We start from the raw sequence: 17712 nt of genomic DNA on the forward strand, positions 1-17712 counted from the left end.
GTCGAGCGTGTGATTGAAACCGTTCAAAACATTGGGGCACTGGCTGCCGCCAACGACGACACGGCCGGGGGGGGTGTCGCCAAGTACACCTGGCGATACGGGTCCTGCGCCCAATGTGGTCAAGTCGCCGTCTCCGTAGCTTCTTCGGCAGGGCACAGGGGGTGCCGGACGGAGAGTGATGACGATGTTTCGGACAGGCTCGCGGCATACGCACGACAAGGGACCCGCCGCCGAGGCGCTCCGGTTGGTCAAGGTCACCAAGACCTTCGGTGCGCGGGACAGTGCCGTCACCGCGCTGGACGGGGTCACCCTCGGCCTGGGGCGGGGCACGTTCACCGCGGTGATGGGGCCGTCGGGTTCCGGCAAGACGACGCTGCTGCACTGCGCGGCGGGTCTCGACCGGCCGGACAGCGGCATCGTGCGCGTGGACGGTACCGAGCTGACCGCCGGCGGCGAGGCCGAGCTGACGAGGTTCCGGCGCGGTCGGATCGGGTTCGTGTTCCAGCAGTACAACCTGCTGGAGACACTGACGGTCGCGCAGAACACGGTGCTGCCGCTCAAGCTGGCCGGGCGGCGCGTCGATCGCGGGCGGGCCCAGGAGGTCCTGACGTCCGTCGGCCTGGGTGACCGGCTCGGGCACCGGCCCGGTCAGCTGTCCGGCGGTCAGCGGCAGCGCGTGGCCATCGCCCGCGCGCTGGTGACCGAACCTCGGGTGATCTTCGCGGACGAGCCGACGGGCGCCCTGGACACCCGCAGCGCCCGCGAAGTGCTGCGGCTGCTCCAGCAGGCGGTGCGGGTGCACGGCCGGACGGTGGTGATGGTGACCCACGACCCGGTCGCCGCCTCCTACGCGGACTCGGTGCTGTTCCTGGCGGACGGCCGGCTGGCGGGCCGGATGGACGCGCCGACGCCGGACGCGGTGGCCGAACGCCTCGCGCACCTGGGCGACAACGTCGCGACGGGGGTGTGAGCGATGTTCCTACTGGCCATGCGGTCGATACGGCACCGCCCCGGACGGTTCCTCGCGACGCTGCTGTCCGCGTTCCTGGGCGCGGCGATCATCATGACGTTCAACTCGATGCACGACACGGCGGCGCAGGACGGCGTCGACCCGACCAGCGCGGACACGCTGTCCACCGCGGCGGGCGTCGTCGGCGGTTACGGCACCCTGCTGGTTTTCTTCGCCGTCGCCTCGACCCTGACGGTCAACGTCCGTCAGCGCGCCGCCGAGTTGGAGCTGTTGCGCTGCTCGGGGGCGACCCCGGCACAGCTCAAGCGGATGCTGGTCGGCGAGGCGGTGGTCGTGGCCCTGGTGGGCGCGGCGCTGGCGATCGGACCGGCCGTGCTGGGCGGCCGGGCGCTGCTGGAGGTGTTCCAGGACAGCGGCCAGGTCGCCGGGTCCGTCGACCACTCCTTCGGCCCGATCGCGTTCATGACGGGCATCGACATCACCCTGCTCGCGTCGGCGGGCGCCACCTTCCTCGCCGTACGGCGGGCGACGCGCGGACGTGAACGGCGGGGCGGGGCACGGAAGTTCCTCGCGTACGCCGCGCTGCTCACCGGAGCGGCGTCGGTCTTCTCCACCTTCGTGTTCTCGGCGACGGACGCGACCCTGATGGCGCCGCCGGCCTATGGGGCGATCCTGCTGTCGGTGGGGTTCGCGCTGATGGCGCCGCGGCTGCTGGAGGCCGTTCTGGACCGGCTGCCGCTGAACGGGGCGAGTGGGTGGCTCGCGGTGCGGAACCTGCGGGAGCGGGCCGGTCAACTCGCCGGGATCCTGATGTCGCTGATCCTGTTCACGGCGGTGGCCACGGCCACGCTCACCATGCAGGCGGTGGAGAGCGACGCCGTGGCGGCCTCGGGTCTGACGAAGTCGATCGAGGCCAAGAACCTCGAGACGCTCAACTTCACGGTCGTCGGCATCATCGTGGTCTTCGTCTGCGTGATGCTGGTCAACTCGCTGTACGCGGCGACGAGTTACCGCGTCCGGGAGTTCGGTCAGCAGCGCCTGGCGGGGGCGACCCCGGGGCAGGTGCTCGGGACGGTGGGCACCGAGGGGATCGTCCTCACGGTCACGGGTGTCCTCTTCGGCACGCTGGCCGCGCTGGCGGGGATCATTCCCTTCACCGTGGTCCGCACCGAAGGGGCGCTGCCGGGCGAGGTCTACGGCATCGGGCTCGCGGTGGCCGTGATCGCGGCGGTGGTGACGCTGGGCACGATCCTGGCCACGACCCGGCGGACGCTGCGCACTCCGGCGGTCGGGGCGGTCGCGGTGGCGAGCTGAGAAACGACCGGGACGGCGGGGGCGGCTGCTGCGGCGGCCGCCCCCTTCCCTCGGCTCATGGGTGACAGATCTGGTGAACAAGCGCTTAGATAGGTACTCGGACAGGCCAGGAAAGACACCCGCCCGCCAAGCTGGAGGCCCCGTTGTTCACATCCGTCGACGATGTCTCCGCACGTCTGGCCGAGACCGGCTATCTCGCCTCGCCCGCGGTCGCCACGACCGTCTTCCTCGCCGACCGCCTCGGCAAGCCGCTCCTGGTGGAGGGCCCGGCCGGGGTCGGCAAGACGGAGCTGGCCAAGGCCGTGGCGGAGGTCGCCGGGGCGCGGCTCGTCCGGCTGCAGTGCTACGAGGGGGTCGACGAGTCCCGGGCGCTGTACGAGTGGAACCACGCCAAGCAGCTCCTGCGCATCAGCGCGGGCCGCGACGAGACATGGGACGAGACGCGCACGGACATCTTCAGCGAGGAGTTCCTGCTCACCCGGCCCCTGCTGACGGCCATCCGCGGGGACGACCCCAAGGTGCTGCTGATCGACGAGACCGACAAGGCGGACGTCGAGGTGGAGGGTCTGCTGCTGGAGGTGCTGAGCGACTTCCAGGTGACCGTTCCCGAGCTGGGCACCATCACCGCGACACGCCGCCCGTTCGTCGTCCTCACCTCCAATGCGAGCCGTGAGCTGTCGGAGGCGCTGCGCCGCCGCTGCCTCTTCCTCCACATCGACTTCCCGGACGAGGAGTTGGAGCGCCGGATCGTACGGCTGAAGGTGCCGGGCCTCGACGAGGCGCTGGCCCGCTCGGTCGTCCGGGTCGTGGGCGCGCTGCGGGCGATGGACCTGCGCAAGGCGCCGTCGGTCGCCGAGACCATCGACTGGGCGCGCACGCTGCTCGCGCTCGGCGCCGACACGCTGGACGAGACGGTCGTGCGGGCCAGCCTCGGCGTGCTCCTCAAGCACCAGGACGACGTCCTCAAGGCGTCGGCCAAGCTCGACCTGGACGCCCTGTGACCACGCCCCCGGGCGTGGGCGTCGGCGTTGGTGTGGCCGAGCGGTTGACGTCCTTCGTCGCGGCGCTGCGCGCGCACGGCGTCCGGATCGGCACCGGCGAGACGGTGGACGCGGCGCGGGCGGTCGAGGCGCTCGGCTTCGCGGACCGGGAGCGGCTGCGCGAAGGGCTGGCGGCGACGCTGCTGCACGGCACCGGTCAACGGCCGGTGTTCGATCCGGTCTTCGACCTCTACTTCCCTCGCGGTGTCGGCGGCCCGGAGCAGCGGACCGCGGGGCGGGAGGACCTGCGCGACCGGCTGGCGGCCGCCCTGACCGCCGACGACCGGGCGATGATGGCGCGGCTGGCGGTCGAGGCCGTCGACGGTTTCGGGGGGTACGGTTCCTCGCCGGAGTCGGACGGCTGGTCCTCGTACCAGACGCTCGAACGGCTGCGCCCGCAGACCCTGTTCGCCCGCGTCCGTGACAACGTCCGTGGGCAGGGCCGGAGTTCGGGGTTCACCGACCGGCTGCTGGAGGACGAGATCCGGCGGCGCATCGAGGCGTTCCGGGCGCTGGTGGCCGCGGAGGCGCGGCGCCGGGTGGCCGAGCGGCGGGGCCGGGACGAGATCGCCCGGCGGGCGGTGACGCCGACCGCCGACCGGGTCGACTTCCTGTTCGCCGGGAAGGCTCAGCTGGCCGAGCTGCGCAGGGCCGTATCGCCGCTCGCCCGCAAGCTCGCGACCCGGCTCGCCGCCCGGCGCCGCCGCGCCTCCCGGGGCTCGATCGACCTACGGCGGACCCTGCGCGGGTCGCTGTCGACCGGTGGGGTGCCGATGAAGCCGGTGCTGCGCAGACGGCGTCCCGTGCGTCCCGAACTGGTGCTGCTGTGCGATGTGTCGGGGTCGGTGTCCGGTTTCTCGGACTTCACGATGCTGCTGGTACAGGCGCTGCACGACCAGTTCAGCAAGGTGCGTGTGTTCGCCTTCGTCAACCGGATCGACGAGGTGACCGGGCTGCTCGAACGCGGCACCGCTGACCCGGAGGGGCTCAGTGCCCGCATCGACGCCGAGGCGAAGCTCACGGGCTATCACGGCAGCAGCGACTACGGCATGGCGCTGGGCGAGTTCGCCGAGCGCTACGGCGACACGGTCGGCCCGCGCGCGACCGTGTTCGTCCTCGGTGACGCCCGTACCAACAGAAGCGACCCGAACCTGCCGGCCGTACGGCAGATCACCGAACGGGCGCGCCGCGTCTACTGGTTGAACCCGGAGCAGCGTTCCCGCTGGGGCACGGGCGACTCCGCCGCCCCCGCCTACGCCGAGCTGGTCGAGATGCACGAGTGCCGCACCGCCCGGCAGCTCAGCGCGCTGGTGGCGCGGCTGCTGCCGGTGTGAACGCAGTGACCGAACCCGGGAAGCCGGTCGGCGTCCTCCGGGCAGGGCCAGGGTCACCCCCGGAGAAAATCAGGGTTCGTCCCCGATATCCGGTTCCGAGCACCTTCCGTAGGCTCGTCGCAGACGGAGGGGGATCCGATGAAGGCATTGATTCAGGACCGGTACGGCTCGGCGGACACACTGGAGTTCGGGGAGACCGACTCCCCGGTGCCGGCCGTCGACGAGGTGCTGGTCCGGGTGCACGCGGCCTCGGTCAACGCCTACGACTGGCACCTGATGCACGGCGACCCGAAGATCGCCCGTCTGGCGTTCGGCCTCGCGAAGCCCAAGGCGAGGATCCGGGGCCGGGACTTCGCCGGCCGCGTGGAAGCGGTGGGCAGCGGGGTCATGGGGTTCAAGCCCGGCGACGAGGTGTACGGCGAGGCCGACGGCGCGTTCGCGGAGTTCGTGTGCGCCAAGGACAGCATGGTGGGCCCGAAGCCGGCCAACCTGACCTTCGAGCAGGCCGCCGCGATACCCCTGGCGGGGAACACCGCCCTCATCGGACTGCGGGACGTGGCCCGACTGCGGCGCGGCCAGTCGGTCCTGGTCAACGGCGCGTCGGGGGGCGTGGGCACATTCGCCGTGCAGCTCGCCAAGGCCTACGGCGCGGAGGTGACCGCGGTGTGCAGCACACGGAACGTGGACCTGGTCCGCTCCCTCGGCGCGGACCACGTCATCGACTACAGGCTGGAGGACTTCACCCGGGGCGGCCGGCGGTACGACGTGGTGCTGGACCTGGTGGGCAACCACTCGCTGGCCGGATTCCGGCGTGCGCTCACTCCCACCGGCACGCTCGTACTGTCCGGCGGCGGCGTGTACGAGGGCGGCAGCGTCGTCGGACCGATGGGTCTCTTCTTCAAGCGGCGGCTGGCGGCGCTCTTCTCGCGCCAACGGCTGCTCGAACTCCCCGCCAGGCAGAGCAGGGCGAACCTCGCGGCGCTGTGCGAACTCGCCGAGTCAGGAAAGATCGCCCCGGTCGTCGAGCGGACGTATCCGCTCAGCGAGGCGGCCGAGGCGATCCGGTACGTGGTCGTGGAGCACGCGCGCGCGAAGGTCGTGGTCACCGTGTGAGGTGCCGGCGGCGCGGGCCGGCCGACGCTACTTCGACTTCGCGTACTCCCTCGCCGTCTGCCCCTGGAAGTCGTAGACCACGACCTGCTCGTCGCCCACGACCCAGGCGTCGTGACCGGGCGAGCAGACGAAGACGTCGCCGGGGCCGACCTCGGCCTCGCCGCCCTCGTCCATCTGGATGTGCATCCGGCCTTGCACCATGTAGCAGTTGTGGTGCATCTGGCAGCTGTCGGTGCCCGCGATCGAGGCCACGGACTCGGTCCAGCGCCAGCCGGGCTCGAAGGTCGCCACGGCGAAGTCGAGATCCGTCATGTGGACGGCTTCGAGGTGGCCGCGGGGGAAATCACGCCGCTCGTCCGGCTTGTCGAGGGGCTTCACTTCCAGCATGACGCGCTCCCTTCCGGCCACGGTCCACCGCGGCCGGGACCGGACTCCCCGGCGGCCCTGGGCACCGCTCGTCGGCGGCCGGCCCTGTACCACTCCATCGTCCGCCGGTCCACCCGGGGCCGCCATTCGGGGTACGCCCGCTCAGACCCTGTTCCCGCAGAGTTCGGCAAAGCGCTCGGCGTCCACGTTGCCACCGGAGATGATCACGCCGACCCGGCGCGGCAGCGGGCCCGCCCGGCCGTTGAGCAGGGCGGCCAGCGGGGTGGCACCGCTCGGCTCGACGACGATCTTCAGGCGTTCGAAGGCGAACCGCATCGCGTCCCGGATCTCGTCGTCGCTGACCAGCGCGATCTCGTCGACGAGCCGTCGGTTGACGGAGAAGGTGAGCTCACCGGGCGTGTGCAGGGCCTGTCCGTCGGCGATGGTGTGCGGCACCGGAATGCTGATGCGCCGCCCCGCCTCCAGGGATCGCTTGGTGTCGTCCCCGGCCTCCGGCTCGACGCCGATCATGCGGATGCCCGGGTGCAGGCCCTTGGCCACCGTGGCGCTCCCGGCGATGAGCCCGCCACCGCCGACCGGCGTCAGCATCGCCCCCAACTCCCCTGTCTCTTCGAGGAGTTCGAGAGCGGCCGTGCCCTGTCCGGCCATGATGTGCGGGTGCTCGTACGGCGGGATGACGGTGAGGCCGCGCTCGGCGGCCAGGGCCTGGGCGATCGCGACACGGTCGCCGGTGTAGCGGTCGTAGGTGACGATCTCGGCGCCGTAGCCGTAGGTGGCGGCCCGCTTGGACGGCGGGGCGTCCTCGGGCATGACGATGACCGCGGTGGTGCCGAGTTCGCGGGCGGCCAGGGCGACGGCCTGGGCGTGGTTCCCGGAGGAGTAGGCGGCGATACCGCGCGCGAGTTGCTCCGGTGTCAGCCGGGAGGCCGCGTTGTAGGCGCCGCGGAACTTGAAGGCGCCGACGCGCTGGAAGTTCTCGCACTTGAGGAAGACCTCGGCACCGACGAGGGCGTCGAGGGTCCGGGAGCGCAGCACCGGGGTGCGGTGCGCGACGCCCTTGAGCCGTGCGGCGGCGTCGCGGACGTCATCGAGGGTGACCGGTGGGGTGGTGGTCGTCACGCGTGTCCTCCAGGGGGTGTCGGGTCGGTCGCGGCCCGGTCCGTCGCCGTCCCGGCCTCGGCGCGCGCCTGCGACAGATAGCTGTAGGCGGACGCGCGGGAGATGCCGAGCCGTGCCGCGACCTGCTCGATGGCCCGCCGCACGGCGAACACGCCCCGCTCGTCCAGACCGCGGAACAGCTCCAGGCGCTGGGCCCGGTCGAGCCCGGCCCAGCTCCCGTTCTGCCGGAGCTGGTGGGCGTCGAGGATGGCGTCGACGACGGAGTCGATGTCGTTGCCGAAGGTGGTGACCGGCACGTCCGCCGAGGTGCGGCCGACGCCACCGGCACCGCCGACGCCGGCGAGGGCGCCGAGCAGCGCGTGGGCGTCGTTGACGGCGGTGACGTCCAGGTTCACGCAGAGGGCGCCGAACACGGTGCCCGTCGAGTCCCGCAGCACCATGGTGGACGCTTTGACCAGTCGGCCGTTCCTGGTCCGGGTGAGGTAGTTCAGCTCGTCGCCCGCCCTGTCACCGCGCGCGACGATCCGCATGCCGATCTCGCTCATCGCCCCGCCCACGGCCCGGCCGGTCACCGAACCGGCCACGGCCACCACGGACTCCTCCGGCCGCCGGTAGTCATGCAGGACCACCTCGCTCATCGGCCCGAACGTCGCCACCAGCCCGTCGACGACCGGCCTCAGTGCGGCGACGATCGCGTCCCGCTCGGCTTGCAGAGCCCGCTCGGCCTCCATCGCCCACTCCCGTCCACCCGGTCGCTTCACTTCTAGACTACACGTCCAGACACTGTACTGACAGTCCAACAAATCGGGGGGTGCACCGCTCGAAACCAGGGGGCGGGTGGGCGTGGGCCGGTCGCGCAGTTCCCCGCGCTCCTCGGGTGGGCCGCAGCGGACACACCTTCAAGAGCGACACGGATCTTGACGGGCTCGGGAATGTTACCGGTAACATTCCCGCCATGACAGTGACGTCGGCGCCGCCGCACCCCCGGGTCTTCAGCCCGGCCGCCGTGGTCGCCTCCTGCGTGGGCTTCATGCTCATCGGTGTCCTCCAGGCTCTGTACGGCCCCGCGATTCCCGCCTTCCGCGCGGAGTTCGGGCTGTCCCCGTCGGCCGCCGGTCTCGGGCTGAGCGCGCACTTCGTCGGCGGGGTGGCCGGCGTGCTCGTCTTCGACCGGCTCTACGGCCGGATCGGCAACCGGCGCATCCTCGGCGCCTCGTATCTGCTGATGGCCGTCGGTGCGGCCGGCTTCGCGCTCGCGCCGAACTGGCCGGCCGCGCTGGCCATGGCCCTGCTGGCCGGGCTCGGCTTCGGCGGTATCGACTACGGCCTCAACCAGCTGTTCGCCGTCGGCTTCGGCCACCGCTCGGCCGCGATGCTGAACATCCTCAACGCCCACTTCGGCATCGGCGCGATCCTCGGCCCGGCACTCATCGGCGTCGTCGGCTCCGTGCACTACCCCGCGGTCTTCCTCGGCTTCGCGCTGGCCAACCTGCCGCTCCTGCTCTGTCTGCGCGGCGTACGCGACCGGGCGCCGCAACCGCCGGAGACGGCCGGGGAGTCGTACGGCGGCCAGGTCCTCGCCCGCAGTCTCGGCTCCGTGCTCGCTGTGTTCGTCACCCTGTACGTCCTGCACGTCGGTATCGAGGCCGGCGTCGGCGGCTGGGAGCCGACCCACCTGGAGACCGTCGGCTACGGAGCCGGGTTCGCCGCCACGGCCACGTCCGTGTACTGGCTGATGATGACCGTCGGCCGCTTTCTGGTCGCCCCGGTCGCGCTGCGTTTCTCGGCCCAGGCCATCATCACGGTGTCGTGCGCGGGCATGACGGTCTGCCTGCTGCTCGCCACGGTCCCGGCGCTGGCCCCGTACGCGTACGCCGGTGTCGGCCTGTTCATCGCGCCGATCTTCCCGACCGGACTGCCCTGGCTCAACCGGGCGGCCCCGCGGGCGCGCAGAGCGGGAGCGGTGGTCATCGCCGCCTCCATGGTCGGCGGCGTGGTCGCGGGCCCGGCCCTGGGCAAGGCCATCGAGTGGTCGGGGATCCGCACGGTCCCGCTTCTGCTGTCCGGGGTTTCGGCTCTGTGCCTGGCCGCCACGCTCTGGCTGATCCGCAGTACCCGAACGCCCTGAATCCGCCGCGTACTTCCCAGCACCCCAAGCCCCCCGACACCTCCCAGCGAAGGGAAGCTTCCGCATGTCCGCTCTGACGACCTCCCCCGACGGTTTCCTGCTGCACGGCGAGCCGTTCCGGATCATCTCCGGCGCGATGCACTACTTCCGGATCCATCCCGACCAGTGGGCCGACCGGCTGCGCAAGGCCCGCCTGATGGGGCTCAACACGGTGGAGACGTATGTGCCGTGGAACCTCCACCAGCCCGACCCCGACGGGCCGCTCGTCCTCGACGGGTTCCTCGACCTGCCCCGCTATCTGAGCCTCGCCCGCGACGAGGGCCTGCACGTCCTGCTGCGCCCGGGTCCGTTCATCTGCGCCGAGTGGGACGACGGCGGGCTGCCGTCCTGGCTCATCGCGGACACGGACATCCGGCTGCGCTCCAGCGACCCGCGCTTCACCGGGGTGATCGACCGCTACCTCGACATCCTGCTGCCCCCGCTGCTGCCGTACATGGCGGCGGCGGGCGGCCCGGTGATCGCCGTCCAGGTGGAGAACGAGTACGGCGCCTACGGTGACGACACCGCGTATCTGCTCCATCTCGAAGAGGCCTTCCGGGCCAGGGGCGTCGAGGAGCTGCTCTTCACCTGCGACCAGGCCAACGCCGAGCATCTGGCGGCCGGCGCCCTGCCCGGCGCTCTGGCGACGGCCACCTTCGGCAGCCGGGTGGACCAGCACCTGGCGGCACTGCGGGCGCACCAGCCCGAGGGCCCTCTGATGTGCATGGAGTTCTGGATCGGCTGGTTCGACCACTGGGGCGGCCCCCACCATGTGCGGGACGCCGCGGATGCCGCCGCCGACCTGGACCGTCTGCTGTCCGCGGGCGCCTCGGTCAACATCTACATGTTCCACGGCGGCACCAACTTCGGCTTCACCAACGGCGCCAACCACAGGCACACCTACGAGCCCACGGTCACGTCCTACGACTACGACGCCCCGCTCACCGAGTACGGCGACCCGGGGCCCAAGTACCACGCCTTCCGCGAGGTCATCGCCCGCCACGCCCCGGTCCCCGACGAGGCCGTGCCCGCCCCGGCGCCCAAACTCCCGGCCACCCCGGTCGAGCTGGGCCGCCGGGCCCCGCTCCTCCCGCACGCGGACACCCTTGCCAAGCCGGTCCGTACCGAGGACCCGGCGACGATGAACGACCTGGGCCTGCACGCCGGTTACGCGCTCTACCGCACGACAGTCGGGGCGGCGGGCGACGGACTGCTGCACTTCGTGGGCGGGGTCGGCGACCGCGCCCAGGTCTTCGTCGACGGCGCCCCCGTCGGCGTACTGGAACACGAACGCCGCGAAGAGACCCTGCCCGTCCGTGTCCCGCGGCCCGGCGCCACGCTGGACGTCCTCGTCGAGAACATGGGCGGCGTCAACTACGGCCCCCACATCGGCGCCCCCAAGGGCCTCCTCGGCCCCGTCACGTTCAACGGCACCCCGCTGCGCGGCTGGGACTGCCACCCCCTCTCCTTCGACACCCTGGACGCGGTGCCCTTCGAGGCGTCCGACGCGACCACGGCCGCCGAACCGGGCTTCCACCACGGCACCTTCGACGTCGAGACCCCGGCCGACGCCTTCCTCGCCCTGCCCGGCTGGACCAAGGGCCAGGCCTGGATCAACGGCTTCCACCTCGGCCGCTACTGGAACCGCGGCCCGCAGCACACGCTGTACGTCCCCGCGCCGATCCTGCGCCCCGGTACCAACGACCTCGTCCTGCTGGAACTGCACGCCACCACCGGCACCCGCGCGCAGCTCACCGACACGGCCGACCTCGGCCCGGAGAACGACTGATGGCCCGCCCGCACCGCCTGCGCGTCACCACGCGCCCCGCTCCCCCGGCGACCGGCCATCTGCCCTTCGCCGACGCCCCGAACGCCCCCGACCCGATCCGGGTGACCAGCCGCTGGCTCACCCGCGGGGGCCGCGCCTGGTTCCCGGTCTCCGGTGAGTTCCACTACTCCCGCTACCCGGCCGCGGAGTGGGAGGAGGAACTGCTGAAGATGAAGGCGGGCGGCGTGACCGCCGTCGCGAGCTATCTCATCTGGATCCACCACGAGGAGGCCGAGGGCCGCGTCCGCTTCGACGGCAACCGCGACCTGCGCCGCTTCGCCGAGCTGTGCGCCCGCCACGGCCTGGACTTCATCCCCCGCATCGGCCCCTGGTCCCACGCGGAGGTACGGGGCGGCGGCCTGCCCGACTGGCTCCTGGCCCGCGACTGCACGCCCCGCACCGACGACCCGGCCTACCTGGAGCCCGTGCGCGGCTGGTTCACGGCGATCGCCGAGCAGCTGCGCGGCCTCGACCGCGCCCACGGCGGCCCGGTCATCGCGATCCAGATCGAGAACGAGTTGTACGACCAGCCGGGCCATCTGCTGACGTTGAAGCGGATGGCCCAGGAGGCCGGACTGAGCGCGCCCCTGTGGACGTCGACCGCGTGGGGCGGCGTCCAGCTCCCGGGCGACGAACTGTTCCCGCTGTACGGCGGCTACCCCGAGGCGTTCTGGACCGAGGCGGACGGCGGCTGGCCCGACACCTGCCGCAAGCACTTCTTCTTCACCCACCAGCGCGACGACGAGGGCATCGGCGCCGACCTGCGCCCGACCACCGTCCGGGGCGGTGACCCGGACGCCTTCGCGGACCGGTTCCCCTGGGCCACCTGCGAGCTGGGCGGCGGCATGGCGGTCGCCTACCACCGGCGGCCGCGCCTGGACGCGGCCGATATCGGCGCGCTCGGCCTCACCAAGATCGGCTGCGGCTCGGTGTGGCAGGGCTACTACATGTTCCACGGCGGCACGAATCCGGCCGGGGAGCTGTCCACGCTCCAGGAGTCCCACGCCACCGGCTACCCCAACGACCTGCCCGTCCTGACGTACGACTTCCAGGCCCCGCTCGGCGAGTACGGCCAGTACCGGCCGTCCTATGACGAACTCCGCCTACAGCACCTGATGCTGGCGGACTTCGGCCATCTCCTCGCGCCGATGGAGTCCGTGCTGCCGGAGGTGGGCCCGCAGGGCCAGCACGATCGGGACACCCTGCGCTGGGCGGTCCGCACGGACGGCGCGTCGGGCTTCCTCTTCGTCAACAACCATCAGCCGCACGAGCCCCTGCCCGACCGTCCGGACACCGCCTTCACGGTCGAATTCCCGGGCGAGGCGGGGGCGTTGACGCTGCCCAGCTCTCCCGTGACGGTGCCCGCCGGAGCCTACTTCTGCTGGCCGCTGCGGCTGGACGTCGCGGGGATACGGCTGGAGTGGGCGACCGCGCAGCCGGTGTGCACGGTCGCCCTGGACGGACGTACGGTCCTGGTGCTCGCCGCCACCGACGGCATCGCGCCCGAGTTCGCCCTGGACGCGGGCACGGTGCGGTCCGTCAGCGCGCCGTCCGGGGAGGTCGCCGACGTCGACGGCCGGATCCTGGTGACCGGGCTGCGGCCCGGCACCGACGCGCTGGTCGAGGTGGACACGGCGGACGGCGGGCGGGTGGGTCTGCTGGTGCTGGACGCGGCGACGGCTCGTACCGTCTACCGGGGTGCGGCGTGGGGTGCCGAGCGGCTGGTGCTGTGTGCGGACGGGGTCGTGTTCGACGGCGGCGACGAGGTGCGGGTGCACAGCACGACCGCACGGTCGTCGTTCGCCGTACTGCCCGCGCCGGCGCGGGAGTTGGCGGTGGACGGTGAGCCGGTGTCAGGCGAGGCGGACGGGATCCTCACCCGCTACAGCGTCGTGAACGAGGTCAGCCAGGCTCTTGAGGCGTCCCTCACCCTCGTCCGGCCCGCCGGTCCGGCACCCGAGCCCTCGATCGGGGTGCTGGAGCGGGCGAGCGTGCCTGCCGACGAGTACTTCGACACGGTGGCCGCCGAGTACCGCGTCGACGTACCGGAGGACCTCCCCGAGGGGGCCGTGCTGCGGCTGCGCTGGACCGGGGACGTGGGGCGGGCGTATGTGGGAGACACGCTGGTCGCCGACCAGTTCTTCGCGGGGCGGGTCTGGGAGATCGGCCGGCTGCCGGCGGGGGCGGCGCTGCGCGTGCGGGTGCTGCCGCTGCACGCGGATGCCGAGGTCCATGTGCCGGGCGGGGCCGGTGACGCGGCGCGGACGGCGGCCGTGACGCATGCCGAGTGGGTCACCGGCCGTGCCTGGGCGGTGCGGTCGGGATGAGGCGGCGCTCGTGGGGGTTCCCGCTCCGTGGCGCTGCCTATGCTGGGGTCCTGCCGGGGAGGGACACCACCGCCGTTTCGATGCCGAGGAAACAGCCATCATGACCCGAAGCTCCGCCGACGACTCCGCTCCGAAGGGGCGCAGCAGACGGAACTTCGCGGGTGCGCGTCCGGTGATGGACGACGTGGCCCGGCTGGCCGGGGTGTCCAAGCAGACCGTCTCCCGCGTCCTCAACGATCACCCGTCGGTGCGGCCCGGTACCCGGGAGACGGTGCTGGCGGCCATGCGGACGCTGGGCTACCGCCCGAGCCGCAGTGCCCGGTCGCTGGCCAGCGGCAGGACCCGGATGCTCGGCGTGATCTCGTTCGACGCCGCGCGTTACGGGCCCGCCGCGATCCTCACCGCGATCAACACGGCGGCGCAGGAGGCGGGTTACCTGCTGAGCTCGATCGCGCTGGACACGGCCGAGCCCGACACGGTCGTGGAGGCGGTGAACCGGCTGTCCGCCGAGGGCGCGGACGGGGTGATCGCCATCGCCCCGCAGCTGTGGGTGGGCAAGGCGCTGGCGGACACCCGCCTCGACACCCCGCTGGTCGTGCTGGAGAACGGGCTCGACGCCGACACCCAGCAGGTCACCGGCGGCTCCCGGGCCGGGGCCCGCAAGGCCACCGAACATCTGCTGGCTCTGGGCCACCGCACCGTGTGGCACATCGCGGGCCCGACCGGCTGGACCTCGGCCGATCACCGGCTGGGCAGCTGGCAGGCCACTCTGGAGGCGGCGGGCGCCGAGGTGCCCGCCCCGCTGATCGGCGACTGGAGCGCCGACTCGGGCTATGAGCTGGGGCGGCAGCTGGCCCGCCGATCGGATGTCACGGCCGTGTTCGCCTCCAACGACCAGATGGCCCTCGGTGTGCTGCACGCGCTGCACGAAGCCGGCCGCTGCGTCCCCGACGAGGTGAGCGTCGTGGGCTACGACGACATCCCCGAGGCCGCGCACTTCCTGCCGCCGCTGACCACCGTACGCACGGACTTCGCCGAGATCGGCACCCGTTCGCTGCGCCTGCTGCTGGACCGGATCGACGGCCCCGCCGAGCCGCCTCCGGTCGACTCGCTGGTCCCGGTCGACCTGGTGGTGCGCCGCAGCAGCGGCCCCGCGTCACCGCTTGTATGACACTCCCAACTCGATGAGGTAGCGCTTGGTCACCCGGCCGCCGTACCGCCCGTCGATCAGGTCGGCGACGGAACCCAGCAGTCCGTTCCTGGCGGCGTCCGGAAGAGCTCGGTGGCCGGAGTAGGTCCGTAACAGCTCCAGGTACCCCGACGTGGTGTAGGTGAGATCCCGCTCGTAACGACGGAAGACCGTGGGGCCGAATCGACCGCTTCGCGCCACCTCCTCCGCATGCTCCGACCCGTCGATGTCGGCGGCCGCGGGAGGCCGCAGTCCCGGCGGCGTCTCCGGGTCGAAGCGCTCGTAGCAGCGCTGGACCTCGACGAAGAAGTCTTCGGTGCCGCCCCTCACATGCTGGGTGCGCACCACGGCGAGCGCCCCGCCCGGACGCACGGCGTCGGCGGCCTTGGGCACCCGCACCGCTGGGTCGATCCAGTGGAACGCGGTGGCCGAGACAACCGCGTCGAACGGCTCCGCCGGCAGCGGCCAGCTCTCGAACTCCGCCGTCACCACCTCCACGGCCGTGGCTGCGGCCAGGTTGCGACGGGCGACCGCGGCCATGCTCGGTCCCGCCTCGACGGCCGTGATCCGACAGCCTCGCGCAGCCAGGGGCACCGTCGCCTGGCCGGTCCCGCAGCCCACCTCCAGTACACGGCTGCCGGGGCCGGCGACCGCAAGCTCCACGAGGTCGTCGTACAGCTCGGAGGGATATCCGGGCCTGGCCCGGTCGTAGAGCTCCGCGTCTTCGTCGAATGTCCGGCTCAGGCGCACCCTCCGGGACTCCTGGGGTCTGTCGTCGCGCTGTGCTCGCGTGGTGTCGTCGGGCATGCGGAGCAGGCTAGGCACAGCGAGCCTCACCCGCGAGGGAATATGCGGGGGCGGCGAGCATCCTCCGCGCACGCTGGTCAACGACGCGGCAGTCAGCCCGTCCCGTCCGCCGCCGCCCGCTCCCACGCCGCGTCCCGCAGCAGCCGCAGCCCGTTCAGGCCGACCAGAACGGTGGAGCCCTCGTGGCCCGCGACGCCCAGCGGCAGCGGCAGTGTGCCCGCCAGGTCCCAGATGACGAGGCCGGTGATGAACACCCCGGCGATGACGAGGTTCTGCACGACCAGCCGCCGGGCGCGGCGGGAGAGGGCGACGGTGGTGGGGACGGCGGCGAGTTCGTCGCGGACGATCACCGCGTCGGCGGTCTCCAGGGCGAGGTCGGAGCCCGCCCGGCCCATGGCGACGCCGATGTGGGCGGCGGCCAGGGCGGGCGCGTCGTTGACGCCGTCCCCGACGACCATCACCTTGCGGCCCGCTGCCTCCCACTCCTTCACCGCGCCCATCTTGTCCTGCGGCAACAGCTCGGCGCGCACGTCCTCGATGCCCGCCTCGGCGGCCAGGCGGGCGGCGGCCCTGGGGTTGTCGCCGGTGAGCAGGGTCGGTGCGGTGCCGGTGAGCACGGTGAGGGCGGCCACGGTGGCTGCGGCGTCGGGACGCAGCCGGTCCGCGATGCCGAGCACGCCGGCCGGGTCGCCGTCGACGACCACGACGACGGCGGTACGGCCGGACTGCTCAAGCTCCTCGGCGAGCGCCACGATCTCGCCGTCAGGGTCGTCGAGCAGGCGGGCCGGGGCGCCCACGCCGACGGTGCGGCCGTCGATGACGGCCCGCACGCCGACCCCGGGCGCGGACGTGAATTCCTGCGCGGCGGGCAGGTCGATACGCCGGTCCCGTGCGGCGTCCACCACCGCGCGGGCCAGCGGATGTTCACTGGCGTGCTCGGCCGCCGCGGCGAGCCTCAGCAACTCGTCCTCGTCCAGGCCGCGGCCGGGCAGCGGCCGTACGTCGACCACGCGCGGTGTGCCCTCGGTGAGGGTGCCGGTCTTGTCCAGCGCCACGGCGTCGACCTGGCCGAGGCGTTCCATCACCACCGCCGACTTCACCAGCACGCCGTGCCGGCCTGCGTTGGCGATGGCCGACAGGAGGGGCGGCATGGTGGCCAGGACCACCGCGCAGGGCGAGGCCACGATCATGAAGGTCATGGCGCGCAGCAGCGCCGCGGAGAACTCCTCGCCGAAGGCGAGCGGGACGCCGAACACGGCGAGTGTCGCGGCCACCATGCCCAGCGAGTAGCGCTGTTCGACCTTCTCGATGAACAGCTGGGTGGGCGCCTTGGTCTCGGACGCCTCTTCCACCATCCGTACGATCCGGGCGATCACGGAGTCGGAGGCGTCGCGCTCGACGCGGACGCGCAGGGCGCCGGTGCCGTTGAGGGTGCCCGCGAACACCTCGTCGCCCGGCTCCTTCGCGGCGGGGAGCGGTTCGCCGGTGATGCTCGCCTGGTCCACCTCGCTGGCTCCGTCCAGGACCCGGCCGTCGGCTCCGACGCGCTCGCCGGGCCGTACGAGGACGGTGTCGCCGACCGTCAACTCCTCGACGGCGACGGTCTGTTCGGTGCCGTCGCGGGCGATGCGGGTGGCCGTGGCGGGGGCCAGGTCGAGCAGGCCGCGCACGGAGTCGGCGGTGCGGGCGGTGGCGAGCGCCTCCAGGGCGCCCGAGGTCGCGAAGATGACGATCAGCAGGGCGCCGTCCATCACCTGCCCGATCGAGGCGGCGCCGAGCGCGGCCACGACCATCAGCAGATCGACGTCGAGGGTCCTGTCCTTGAGCGCCTTGAGCCCTTCCCAGCCGGGCTCCCAGCCACCCGTGGCGTAGGCCAGGGCGTACAGCGGGCCCCATGTCCACGCGGGCGCTCCGGCGAGCTGGAGGGGCAGCGCGAGCAGGAACAGCGCGGTGGCCGCGGCGGCCCAGCGGACCTCCGGGAGCGCGAGCAGCCGGGTGCGCCGCCGGGGCGCGGCCGCGGTCCGCGCGGACGGGGAGGCGTCGACCGACGACGGGGTGAGCGTGGAAGTCATGCCCCCACGATAGAGGAACAAATGAAGACTCATTCATGTCTTCAT

General features: G+C 72.4%; 14 protein-coding genes. 9 read left to right on the forward strand and 5 right to left on the reverse strand.

The features are described 5' to 3' along the window. Positions 1-184: 184 nt before the first annotated feature. From ADK36_RS20270 to ADK36_RS20290, 5 genes are all read left to right on the forward strand, one after another. Positions 185-970: an ABC transporter ATP-binding protein gene (locus ADK36_RS20270; protein WP_199830218.1), complete on the forward strand. Its 786-nt coding sequence runs from the start codon at positions 185-187 to the stop codon at positions 968-970. A gap of 3 nt (positions 971-973) precedes the next feature. Next, on the forward strand, positions 974-2284 hold the full coding sequence (locus ADK36_RS20275) for an FtsX-like permease family protein (protein ID WP_053198524.1): 1311 nt from the start codon (positions 974-976) through the stop codon (positions 2282-2284). Between the two features lie 143 nt (positions 2285-2427). After that, the gene (locus ADK36_RS20280) at positions 2428-3285 is read left to right on the forward strand and encodes an AAA family ATPase (protein ID WP_048579072.1); all 858 of its coding nucleotides are present in this window, start codon (positions 2428-2430) and stop codon (positions 3283-3285) included. After that, positions 3282-4658, forward strand: a complete 1377-nt coding sequence (locus ADK36_RS20285) for a vWA domain-containing protein (RefSeq protein ID WP_234329812.1) — start codon at positions 3282-3284, stop codon at positions 4656-4658. The genes ADK36_RS20280 and ADK36_RS20285 overlap by 4 nt, the downstream gene beginning before the upstream one ends. A gap of 138 nt (positions 4659-4796) precedes the next feature. Continuing rightward, the gene (locus ADK36_RS20290) at positions 4797-5771 is read left to right on the forward strand and encodes an NAD(P)-dependent alcohol dehydrogenase (protein WP_048579073.1); all 975 of its coding nucleotides are present in this window, start codon (positions 4797-4799) and stop codon (positions 5769-5771) included. Positions 5772-5798: 27 nt separating this feature from the next. Here ADK36_RS20290 and ADK36_RS20295 read toward each other — a convergent pair whose 3' ends face one another. From ADK36_RS20295 to ADK36_RS20305, 3 genes are all read right to left on the reverse strand, one after another. After that, positions 5799-6158 (reverse strand): cupin domain-containing protein, encoded by a 360-nt coding sequence (locus ADK36_RS20295; RefSeq protein WP_048579074.1) that lies wholly within the window; start codon positions 6156-6158, stop codon positions 5799-5801. Positions 6159-6299: 141 nt separating this feature from the next. Next, on the reverse strand, positions 6300-7277 hold the full coding sequence (locus ADK36_RS20300) for a threo-3-hydroxy-L-aspartate ammonia-lyase (RefSeq protein WP_048579075.1): 978 nt from the start codon (positions 7275-7277) through the stop codon (positions 6300-6302). After that, positions 7274-8008, reverse strand: coding sequence for a helix-turn-helix transcriptional regulator (locus tag ADK36_RS20305; protein WP_048579076.1), 735 nt, complete (start codon positions 8006-8008; stop codon positions 7274-7276). The genes ADK36_RS20300 and ADK36_RS20305 overlap by 4 nt, the downstream gene beginning before the upstream one ends. A gap of 224 nt (positions 8009-8232) precedes the next feature. On the opposite strand from ADK36_RS20305, the gene ADK36_RS20310 reads away from it, so the two are divergent. The 4 genes from ADK36_RS20310 to ADK36_RS20325 all read left to right on the forward strand — a co-directional run bounded on the left by ADK36_RS20310 (position 8233) and on the right by ADK36_RS20325 (position 14770). Beyond that, positions 8233-9405: an MFS transporter gene (locus ADK36_RS20310; protein ID WP_048579077.1), complete on the forward strand. Its 1173-nt coding sequence runs from the start codon at positions 8233-8235 to the stop codon at positions 9403-9405. 64 nt (positions 9406-9469) lie between these two features. Beyond that, on the forward strand, positions 9470-11233 hold the full coding sequence (locus ADK36_RS20315; RefSeq protein WP_048579078.1) for a beta-galactosidase: 1764 nt from the start codon (positions 9470-9472) through the stop codon (positions 11231-11233). Beyond that, positions 11233-13599 (forward strand): beta-galactosidase, encoded by a 2367-nt coding sequence (locus tag ADK36_RS20320; RefSeq protein WP_048579079.1) that lies wholly within the window; start codon positions 11233-11235, stop codon positions 13597-13599. The genes ADK36_RS20315 and ADK36_RS20320 overlap by 1 nt, the downstream gene beginning before the upstream one ends. 100 nt (positions 13600-13699) lie before the next feature. After that, positions 13700-14770 carry a LacI family DNA-binding transcriptional regulator gene (locus tag ADK36_RS20325; RefSeq protein WP_048579080.1) on the forward strand — a complete coding sequence of 357 codons (1071 nt, stop codon included), beginning with the start codon at positions 13700-13702 and terminating at the stop codon, positions 14768-14770. Here ADK36_RS20325 and ADK36_RS20330 read toward each other — a convergent pair. Together ADK36_RS20330 and ADK36_RS20335 are read right to left on the reverse strand one after the other, a co-directional pair. Continuing rightward, positions 14756-15595: a class I SAM-dependent methyltransferase gene (locus ADK36_RS20330; RefSeq protein ID WP_048579081.1), complete on the reverse strand. Its 840-nt coding sequence runs from the start codon at positions 15593-15595 to the stop codon at positions 14756-14758. The two genes, ADK36_RS20325 and ADK36_RS20330, sit on opposite strands and share 15 nt — an antisense overlap. A gap of 92 nt (positions 15596-15687) precedes the next feature. After that, a complete protein-coding gene (locus ADK36_RS20335; protein WP_048579082.1) occupies positions 15688-17667 on the reverse strand; it encodes a heavy metal translocating P-type ATPase in 1980 nt (659 codons plus the stop codon). Between the last annotated feature and the right edge of the window lie 45 nt (positions 17668-17712).

It is taken from the genome of Streptomyces viridochromogenes (assembly GCF_001270495.1).
GTDB lineage: Bacteria > Actinomycetota > Actinomycetes > Streptomycetales > Streptomycetaceae > Streptomyces > Streptomyces viridochromogenes_A.